Genomic DNA, 10,254 nt, shown 5'->3' on the forward strand with positions numbered 1-10,254 from the left:
TTTGAATATTATTTTAAATTATTTATTATATTATAAAAATGGAAAGTATATGATAAAATATTACCCAAGTCATAAAAATGTTTTAAATAAATATAATGCCCTTTGCGGACATCAAACAGGAATTTTAGATTCTCTCATTATAATGCAGGCGAATTCTGTAATTTCTGAAAATATAAATACATGCACCGCAATGCTTCCTAATTATCATAAAATATTACTTGGTGATAATGCGGAAGTGAATTATCATCTTTCTGGATATGGAATATACAGAGATGAGGCTATTATAAGATTATTAGGAGAAGGTATTGAAAGATATGCTTTATTTACTTCTAATTTATATTTTGAAGATAAATTAAAATATACTTCCTACAATAAATTGAAAGAAAAATATCCTGACAATGTTATACCTTTTGAATATATAAAAATATACAGTGATGATGATTGTGAAAAATTAAATAGGCTTGGAATATTAGAAAATATTAATGAAGATGATGTATTATCTTGGGTTCTTCTTCCTTCATTATTTGATAAAGATAAGGAATATTATATACCAGCACAGAATTTCTTTTTATCGCATATTATAAGAAGAGATAAAAAAGAAAAAATATTTATAAGCGGATTTTCAAAGGGAAGTGCAAGTCATAAAAATATACCTCTTGCTTTAAAATCATCTATAACAGAAATTATAGAATGCGATGCTTGTATGATAAAATGGTATACAAATAGTAAAGTAAAAGAAGTTATTATTGATGATGATACTCTAAATGAAGCTATGAATTTGATTTTGAAAGATGTTGATTATACTATTAGAGTATTTGATTATACTATAGATGATAATTTAGGTTATGTTTTTAATGTAATGCTTATAAATAATAGCGGAAAATCTCCTTATATAGTTGTAGGTGCTTCTTCTGGTCTTAATCCTAAAAAAGTAATATACAGAGCATTTATGGAAGCTTTGGCTATATTAACATTAAACATTAATGGTCCTTTATCTATGCCTGCTGACTATTTAGAAACTGTATCAGAAAAAAATTATCTTAATCTTGACAGTAATGTTAATTATTGGGCAAATTTAGAAAATAAAGATAAAAAATTAAATTTCATAAATAGTAAAGTTAAAGAAAAAGTACATTTAAAAAAATATAAAAATATTGAAATTGATACTGATAAAGATTTAGAATATTTATTCAAAGGTATTAATAAAATCTCAAAATATGCAGTTTATTTGAATATCACTCCTACAGAAATATATGAAAAAAATCTGCATGTTATAAGAGTATATATTCCAGAGCTTGTTCAAATGTCAATGCCAGCTTTTCCTTACAGTAGGCATCCTAGAATAATTCAAAATGGAGGAATTTCTAATAGTGAATTTCCACACCCATTACCTTAGTGCATTGCTTGTACTAATTTCTATTTCTTTTCCAACTTGTCTTATTGGAATATTTATAAAATTAAATTTAGGCAGAATTAATAATATACTTCCTAATACTTTAAGTTATATTTTATTTTCATTAATAGCATTTTTTACTGGATATATTGGAAATATTACTTTTAATATAAGTATTTATTTTGCTACTTTATCTTTTATAATATCTTTTTTATGTATAGGATTAGAAATAATAGAGGCTATAATAGCACATTTTATAAAATATAAATTCTGGATAAAAAATATTGAAGTTCACAAAATCATGGAAAAGAAAAATATATTTTTTGATATTATAATAATATTTACTGGGGCTTTTTGCGAAGAAATAATTTTCAGACAGGTATTTTTTAATATTTTATATAATATATTTAATATCAATATTTATATCGTTATAATAATTTCAGCATTCATATACTCAATAAATCATATATATTTTGGAACTAATGCTGTGATTCAGAAATTCATTACAGGTATAATATATTCATTGATATTTGTTTATTCTTCTTTTAGTATTACCTCTTCTTCAATTACGCATTTCTCTCAGAATATGATTTTATATATATTATCATCAAATAATAAAGAGAGGCTACATTGACTATTATCACTATTATAATATATACAGTAATATCAATTGTACTTGGAATGATAATTAGATTTTCAGAAAATAAAAATATAATTAATAATATATGTTTTAAATTAATGAATCATTCCAAATTAGAATATAATGAAATCTATGTTTATGTAAGCACTTATATATATTGGCTTTTGATTATAATTTTTGCTTTATTGATAAGTTTTTTGCAAAAACAAAATATTTTATTATATTTACATATAGATAAAGAATATATTATTTATATTTTTGTTAATATTTTTGCCGTCATTTCATCTTTTGAAATAATTATGTCGGTATTAAGTTTATTTAATAAAAATATCAAAACAAATATAGTATTTAATAATATATTGTTAGTTCCGTCTGTGGATATGCTATACTCATCTAGAAGCAATCCAAAATGGATTTTAATAATATTAGCAAGCATAATAAAATGCTTATTTTTTAATGGAGTTTTATATTCCGCTGTAAAAAGTGAATTATATAATCATCATATATTTTTTACTATTTTAATAGTAGGTATGTTATTTTCATTAGAAGAAATTTTCAGAGTAAATACTATTAAGCAGGCTATAATATTTACTTCGGCATGTTTTATAGTTATAACTATGAATAGCCTTACATTTGAATATAGCGGGAGTTTAATACCACCTATATTGGCTAATATAGCTTTTACTATGTATTATTTCGGACAATTTGAAAATATAAGAAGATATACTTAAATATTAAATTGGTATTAATCTCTTTTAAGAGTTTAATATAAAAACATCAAAAGGAGTTGTGAATATGATTAAATATTCTTCAAAGGTACGCACAACATGTTCTCTAAAAAGCCAATCTGTTGTATTGACTCCTGGAGGATGTTGCTGCTCTTGTTGTTGTTCTTGCTGCGTTAACGTAACAACTACAACAAACAATTAATAACAATTTATAATATAATTGTTGTTCCTGCTGCATTGATAATATTGATGCAGCGGGGTTATTATAATAAATAAAGTTGTATTCAATGGAAATATTAATTAGTGCTGAAAATATAGATAAGAAATTTAAAAAAAAACAAATATTAAAAAATATAAATTTCAATATAAATAAAGGTGAAATCATAGCACTTGTAGGTCCTAATGGTTCTGGTAAAACTACACTTATAAATATACTATTAGGAATAATAAAACCAGATAGCGGAAAATTAAAAATAAATATAGATAATTATAAAAAACATATAGGAGTGCAGTTACAGTCTACTCCTTTCTTTGAAGGTTATAGTGTAAAGGATAATATATTAATGTTTTCTGCTCTTTATGGAATAAAATTTAATAATAAAGAAATAGAAAATATGCTTGATAAATATGTTTTGAATGCTGATACCCCTGCAATAAAACTTTCTGGAGGAGAACAAAAAAAACTTGCTATAATGATAGCTACTATGCAAAACCCTGATTTACTTATATTTGATGAACCTACAGCAAGTTTGGATCCTAGAGAAAGATACAATGTAAAAAATATGATATACAATTTGGCTAAAGAAAATAAAACTATACTTTTCACTTCTCATGATTTAGAAGAGGTTGAAGATATGGCAACTAGAATAGTATTTTTATATAAAGGAGAAATATTAGAAAACGGAAATAAAGAAGAATTACTAAAAAAATATAATTTTGATAAATTAGAAAAAATTTATCTACATATTACTAATTATTAATTTTAATATATTATATAAAAAACTAAACTTGATATTATAAAAACTCTAAATAAGTTATAAACTTGATAATTTTTTAGTATATATAAAAAATTATTATGAGAAAGAATAATTATGAAAACAATATTTAAACTTACAATGAAAAAAGCTATAAGAGATCCTTTTCTTATATTTTGGTCTATATTTTTTCCTATGATTATCATAATATCATTAGGGCTTTTTTTTAAAACAGAAAGTTATACTATACATATACTTACAGCTATGACATGTGTTAGTGTACTTGCTTATTCTTTTATGACTACAAGTTTTAATGTTTTAAGCCAAAGAAGAAGAGGTGTTTATAATTTGCTTAAAGTTACTCCCCTTCCATTATATAAATATATTATAAGTTTATCATGTGCTTGGGTAATAATATCTATTATAAGTTGTTTATTTGTATTTTTTGTATGTGCTTTATTTTTTAAAATAGAGTTTTATTTTGTTTCTGTGCTTTTATTTTTACCTGCTATAATAATAGCATCTTTACTTTATATATTCATAAGTTTCTTCGTTTCAAGTTTGGTAAAAAATAATGAAACAGCAAGTATACTATACAATATAATTTTAATGTCATCTATGTTTTTAAGTGACGGATATTATTCATTATATAATGCTCCAAATATACTACAAATTTTGAGTAAATTAAATATTTTTCAATATTTTTTGAATGCTTTTAGAAGTGCATTTTATCTTGATTTTCATAATTATTTTATATCTATAGCAGTAATTATCGTATGTTTAATACTTGCTTTAATACTTGCAGTGAATACTTTTAGATATGCAGATAAATAATTACTAATTATTTTTTATTTAAAAAGTTATTCAAAAATCTATCAATAAAATATTCTATGTATCCTAAAATAGCGAAAAATAAAGTTATAAATAATACATTTCTCAATACTATTTTTAATCCGTATTTATCTATATCTACAAAAAAGTAAGGATAATAACTTCCATTAGAAAAAGGCTCTCCTATCCTAGCCTTTATAAGTATAAAAGCAAAATAAACAATTGGTATCAACATCCAAAGCAAAGGATCCATAATTTTATAAATACCCTTAACATCAAAAATAATATAATCAAAAATAGTCATAATAGGAAGAATATAATGAACTATAATATTTCTCATATATTCCAAACCTTCATATTTTGTAGCAGTAGGACTTAATAGAAAATGATAAACCAAAAATGTAACCGTTATAGACATTGTAACAGCACCTTTAAATCTTGGATGGAATGTTTCATCTTTTTTTATTATATTAATAATATCCAAAATGAAATAAACTATTACAAGTATATTACTCTGATATGTAAAATAATATATTGTCTCTAAATCGAATTTAAAATTCTTTGGAAAAAAACCATTTATAACTGCAAAAATACCAATAAATACTATAATCATTTTATATATAATATTAATTTTTTTCTTAATCATATTTATCTCTATACGTTTTATTTTCTAGTAATATTTATCTATATAATAGTAGAATATATAGATAAAATAAAAATTACTTAATTATAATCCCTTTTGAAGGTATATTCAAAACCATTATTTCAGTATTTATTTTCTTTTTAGCCAAACTTTCTTTCATAGCATTAGAAACTTTTTTAATTATTTCCTCATCATTTTTCACCAAAGAAAGTATAGAAGAACCAGCACCACTTATGGTAACAGAATAAGCACCTGCATTTTTTGTCTGTTTGAATAAATCTTTAAGACCATGTATAAATTTAGCTCTGTAATCCTGATGCAATTTATCATCGGTTGCTACTTCAAGTAAATCAAATCTATTTGAAGATAAAGCTGATGTAAGAAGTGCTGCTCTTGAAATATTGAATATAGCATCTTTAAAATTTATTTCTTTAGGTAATGCATTTCTAGCTACTTCCGTACTTAAATGAAAATTTGGAATGGCTACAATGGCTTTTAAATTTTTAGAAGGATTAATTTTAACATATTTAAAATCTTCATCTTTTATAACTACCCCAGATATTATACCGCCTAATATTGCAGGAGAAACATTGTCTGGATGCCCCTCTAATTGTACAGACATATTTAGTATATCATAATCAATAGAAAGTTTATTTCCTAATATATAATTAGCTGATAAAAGTCCTCCTATTATAGCAGCAGAACTACTTCCAAGCCCCCTCGAAAGAGGTATTCTATTTATACATTTTATTGTATAGCCCTTATCAGGTTTTGATTTTAACTTCTTATATACCAATTTCATAGCATCGAGTATCATATTATCATCTTTTGATATCTCATTCTCACCTTCGCCTATTATTTCAAACTCTATTTTTTTGGAATTTTCATTAGAATATATATGTATTTCATTATATAAATCTAAAGCTAAACCAACACTATCAAAACAAGAACCTATATTGGCAGAAGTAGCAGGTATTTTAAAAGTGATTAATTTTTTATTTTTTATTATAGAAGTTTTATTCTTTTTATTATTTTGAACTTTATTCATAAATTACATTCCTATAGCTTTTCTTATTTCTTCTATATTATTATCAACTTTTATAGGTGCATCACAGATTTTTATAGCATTATCAGGATCTTTTAATCCATTTCCTGTTAATACAGCAACCACAGTATCACCTTTATTTATTTTTCCAGCTTTATAAGTTTTGATAATACCAGCTAAAGAGGCAGCAGATGCAGGCTCAGCAAATATACCCTCTTCTCTTGTAAGCATTTTATAAGCCTCTAATATTTCATCATCAGTAACAGAATCTATAAAACCATTAGATTCATTTGCAGCATTAACCGCTAATTTCCAGCTTGCAGGATTTCCTATTTTTATAGCTGTAGCTAAAGTTTGAGGATTTTCTATTATTCTATTTTGAACAATAGCAGCAGAACCTTCAGCCTCAAACCCTATCATTTTAGGCAAATTAGACACTTTTCCATTTTCTTTATACTCTTTAAAGCCCATCCAATATGCAGATATATTTCCAGCATTTCCTACAGGTATAGCCAAATAGTCTGGAGATTTTCCTAATGCATCGCAAATTTCAAATGCAGAAGTTTTTTGTCCTTGTAATCTGAAAGGATTAATTGAATTTACCAATGTAATAGGATATTTATTCGTAATATCTACAACCGCCTTTAATGCCTCATCAAAATTTCCTTTAATAGCTATAACTTTAGCACCGTACATCAAAGCCTGAGCCAATTTTCCCAAAGCAATATTACCATCTGGTATAACAACTATACATTGAATACCACTTCTAGAGGCATAAGCAGCAGCTGATGCAGATGTATTTCCTGTAGAGGCACACATTATAGCTTTAGAGCCTTCTTCAAGTGCTTTAGCTACTGCCATAACCATACCTCTGTCTTTAAATGAACCTGTAGGATTAAGTCCGTCATATTTAAAATATAATTCTATGCCTCCAAGTTCCTTTCCTATTTTTTCGGCTTTTATTAAAGGAGTATTTCCCTCATGCAATGTTATTAATGGGGTTCTATCGGTAATAGGAAGATATTCTCTATATTCTCTTAAAAGTCCTTTCCATACTTTCATAATATTAATCCTTAATGATTATAAAATTATTATCAATAGTATTTGATATAGGATATAATATAAAGAATTATTTTTCAAGACTTTATTATAATAGAATATTTGTTATTATAAATAAACTTTAAATATTTGCAAAAATGCTTGAAAATGATAGTATTATACTATATCAATTATAAATAATGAATATGGTAAGGAAACAAATATGAATATAAATAATATAAGAGAAAAAGTAAAAACCGTAAAAATAGGAAATATTCTAATAGGAGGAAATAATCCTATAAGCATACAATCTATGACAAATACAGATACTAGAGATATAAAATCTACAGTTGATCAAATAAAATCTCTCGAAGATGCGGGCGTTGATATAGTAAGATTAGCTGTACTTGATATGGATGCGGCAAAGTCAATAAAAGAAATAAAAAAACAAACTAAAGTACCTTTAATAGCGGATATACATTTTGATTATAGATTAGCATTGGAGAGTATGAAAAGTGGTATAGATTCTTTAAGACTTAACCCTGGAAATATAAAAGATAAAGAAAAAGTAAAGGAAGTTATAAAAGAAGCTAAAGAAAGAGATCTCACTATAAGAGTTGGAGTAAATGGAGGAAGTTTGGATAGAAGCGTATACAAAGAAGTAACTCCAGCAAACATGGTAAAAAGTGCTGCTGAACATATAAAATTAATGGAAGATTTGAATTTTACCAATATAAAAGTTTCTTTAAAATCTTCAGACATAAAAACTACAATAGATGCTAATACATTATTCAGAGAAAAGTTTAATTATCCAATACATTTAGGCGTAACAGAAGCAGGTACTTTAAGAAGTTCATTAATAAAAAGTACAAGTGCCTTATCATATTTGATAATGCAGGGTATTGGAGATACTATAAGATACTCAATAACTGGGGATCCTGTAGAAGAAGTAATGGCTGGTAAAATGCTACTTAAATTTTTAGGCATAAGAAATGAACCTTCTATAGAAATAATATCATGTCCTACATGCGGAAGATGTCAGGTTGATGTTGAAGATGTAGCTAGCTATATAGAAAAGCATGTTCAGAATATAAAAAAGAACATTACTATTGCTATTATGGGCTGTGTAGTTAATGGTCCAGGTGAGGCAAGACATGCTGATTTTGGGGTTGCAGGAACTGGAGACGGAAATTTTATTTTTTTTGAAAAAGAAAATGAGCCTATAAAAGTGGCTAAAGATGATATTATAACTTTTCTCACAAAGAAGATTGAAGAATTTTAATTTACATGCTGATATAATTTCTTCTTTTAATATGTATTAAATTTATGAATTTAAGAAATTATTGAAAAAATTATAAAATTATGTTACTCTTAGAGATAAGTATTTAAAAAATTATGAGCATACAGCATACAGCATACAGCATACAGCATACAGCATACAGCATACAGCATACAGCATACAGCATACAGCATACAGCATAATTTAAAAATTCAAATCATTTATATTCCTACTATTATATATAATACTAGGAGCATTATGCATTTTAAATATCTTAAAATAAAAGGTATTTAAAATGATATATAAAAAAGAAATTCAAAATATAATATTTAATGTTAAAGAAGCCTACAAAAATAAATTATACCTGCTCTCCGAGAAACTTCTTACAGATATAATAAAAAATGAACATGAATATTATAAAGTATATATTTTATTTTCATATTTAATGCTTTTAAAAAATGATGATGAAGATAAATTGAAACTTTCTATAAAGTACTGTTCAAAAACTATAAAATTAAATAAATATTATATGCTTTCCTATATTATAAGATATAAGGTATGCAAAAAATTATTAAAAATTTATAAATCTAAAAATAAAGACACAAAAACATTAGAAGTATTGATGAATGATGATATAAATTATTTAAATAAAATATCTAATAACTTCATAATAAAAAAGCATATAAAAAATTTCATTAAAAACCCACTATCCTATTATGATAAAAATACATTACTATTAAAAACTTCTTCTGATATAACAAGATATATAGAGTTATTCAATAAAGAAAAAGTCAAATATGATTATATTGATATAATGGAAAATTATAATTCTTTTATAGAAAAAAATAATTATAATTATAAAGCTTATAATTTAAGAGGATTTTTAAAATATAATTTGAAAATATATGATGAAGCAATGGAAGATTTTAACAAATCAATAAGTATTAACTCATCATATGCTGAAAGTTATTATAATAGAGCTAAATTAAAATACAATTTAAAAATCTATAATGAAGCTTTGAATGATTTTATAAAGGCTCAGAAAATATTTGTAAGAAAAAAAATAAGTTCGCCTTTGGATATAATAAAATGCGATCATTATATAGCTTGGTGCAATCATCATTTGAATAGGAATGATAAAGTATTTTTGGATATTGAAGTTGATGAGGATATTAATGATTTTTCGGAAGGATATTATAATAACGACAAATTAAAATTTAATAATAAAAATTATAAGGATGCATTAAAGAATTTCTATAAAGTTGATGAAAATTGCAAAAATTATATTAAAACAGAATATTATAAAAAAATATGCATAAATAAAATTGATAATAATATTGATACAAATTTGATAATAAATCTTTTAAGGCTCTCTAATATTTATAAAAATGAAAATGATTTTAATATTACATTAAAATTATGCAATGGGGCTTTAGAATATATTGAAGCTATAAAAGAAAATGATAATGATTTTTTGTATTGTTATTTGAAAGGCATTTCATTATATGAATTATACGATATATCTTTTTTGAATTATCAATTAAAAGATGAAGCATTATACTATCTTAATCAGGCTCTTAATACTTCAGAAGAGAAAATAGAATACAGTAAATACAGTAAAAGAATAAAAAAAATAATGACGGATATTACAGAGTATGGCATTTGATATAAATAAAAAAGGTA

11 protein-coding genes are annotated in these 10,254 nt (G+C 24.4%); 8 read left to right on the plus strand and 3 right to left on the minus strand.

Annotation, left to right across the window (positions count from 1 at the left end; all coding sequences use genetic code 11):
- Positions 1 to 49: 49 nt before the first annotated feature.
- The 6 genes from Q1J76_RS03725 to Q1J76_RS03745 all read left to right on the plus strand — a co-directional run bounded on the left by Q1J76_RS03725 (position 50) and on the right by Q1J76_RS03745 (position 4,569).
- Entirely contained in the window at positions 50 to 1,396 is a 1,347-nt protein-coding gene (locus Q1J76_RS03725; protein WP_300366990.1) for a YcaO-like family protein, read from the plus strand.
- On the plus strand, positions 1,353 to 2,027 hold the full coding sequence (locus Q1J76_RS03730; RefSeq protein ID WP_300366993.1) for a CPBP family glutamic-type intramembrane protease: 675 nt from the start codon (positions 1,353 to 1,355) through the stop codon (positions 2,025 to 2,027). Before Q1J76_RS03725 ends, Q1J76_RS03730 begins: the two co-directional genes overlap by 44 nt.
- Positions 2,024 to 2,764, plus strand: coding sequence for a hypothetical protein (locus tag Q1J76_RS03735; protein WP_300366996.1), 741 nt, complete (start codon positions 2,024 to 2,026; stop codon positions 2,762 to 2,764). The genes Q1J76_RS03730 and Q1J76_RS03735 overlap by 4 nt, the downstream gene beginning before the upstream one ends.
- 64 nt (positions 2,765 to 2,828) lie before the next feature.
- Entirely contained in the window at positions 2,829 to 2,963 is a 135-nt protein-coding gene (locus tag Q1J76_RS12595; RefSeq protein WP_104618768.1) for a streptolysin S family TOMM toxin, read from the plus strand.
- Positions 2,964 to 3,048: 85 nt separating this feature from the next.
- On the plus strand, positions 3,049 to 3,741 hold the full coding sequence (locus tag Q1J76_RS03740) for an ABC transporter ATP-binding protein (RefSeq protein WP_300366999.1): 693 nt from the start codon (positions 3,049 to 3,051) through the stop codon (positions 3,739 to 3,741).
- A gap of 111 nt (positions 3,742 to 3,852) precedes the next feature.
- The gene (locus Q1J76_RS03745) at positions 3,853 to 4,569 is read left to right on the plus strand and encodes an ABC transporter permease (RefSeq protein ID WP_300367002.1); all 717 of its coding nucleotides are present in this window, start codon (positions 3,853 to 3,855) and stop codon (positions 4,567 to 4,569) included.
- Positions 4,570 to 4,576: 7 nt separating this feature from the next.
- On the opposite strand, the gene Q1J76_RS03750 is transcribed toward Q1J76_RS03745, so the two are convergent.
- The 3 genes from Q1J76_RS03750 to thrC form a co-directional block, all read right to left on the minus strand.
- A complete protein-coding gene (locus tag Q1J76_RS03750; RefSeq protein WP_300367005.1) occupies positions 4,577 to 5,212 on the minus strand; it encodes a Pr6Pr family membrane protein in 636 nt (211 codons plus the stop codon).
- 73 nt (positions 5,213 to 5,285) lie between these two features.
- The gene (thrB, locus tag Q1J76_RS03755) at positions 5,286 to 6,257 is read right to left on the minus strand and encodes a homoserine kinase (RefSeq protein WP_300367008.1); all 972 of its coding nucleotides are present in this window, start codon (positions 6,255 to 6,257) and stop codon (positions 5,286 to 5,288) included.
- 3 nt (positions 6,258 to 6,260) lie between these two features.
- Positions 6,261 to 7,316: a threonine synthase gene (thrC, locus tag Q1J76_RS03760; protein WP_300367012.1), complete on the minus strand. Its 1,056-nt coding sequence runs from the start codon at positions 7,314 to 7,316 to the stop codon at positions 6,261 to 6,263.
- Positions 7,317 to 7,515: 199 nt separating this feature from the next.
- On the opposite strand from thrC, the gene ispG reads away from it, so the two are divergent.
- Positions 7,516 to 8,574, plus strand: coding sequence for a flavodoxin-dependent (E)-4-hydroxy-3-methylbut-2-enyl-diphosphate synthase (gene ispG / locus Q1J76_RS03765; protein ID WP_300367015.1), 1,059 nt, complete (start codon positions 7,516 to 7,518; stop codon positions 8,572 to 8,574).
- Positions 8,575 to 8,866: 292 nt separating this feature from the next.
- On the plus strand, positions 8,867 to 10,237 hold the full coding sequence (locus Q1J76_RS03770) for a tetratricopeptide repeat protein (RefSeq protein ID WP_300367018.1): 1,371 nt from the start codon (positions 8,867 to 8,869) through the stop codon (positions 10,235 to 10,237).
- Positions 10,238 to 10,254 lie beyond the last annotated feature (17 nt).

It is taken from the genome of Brachyspira sp. (assembly GCF_029258575.1).
Classification (GTDB): domain Bacteria; phylum Spirochaetota; class Brachyspiria; order Brachyspirales; family Brachyspiraceae; genus Brachyspira.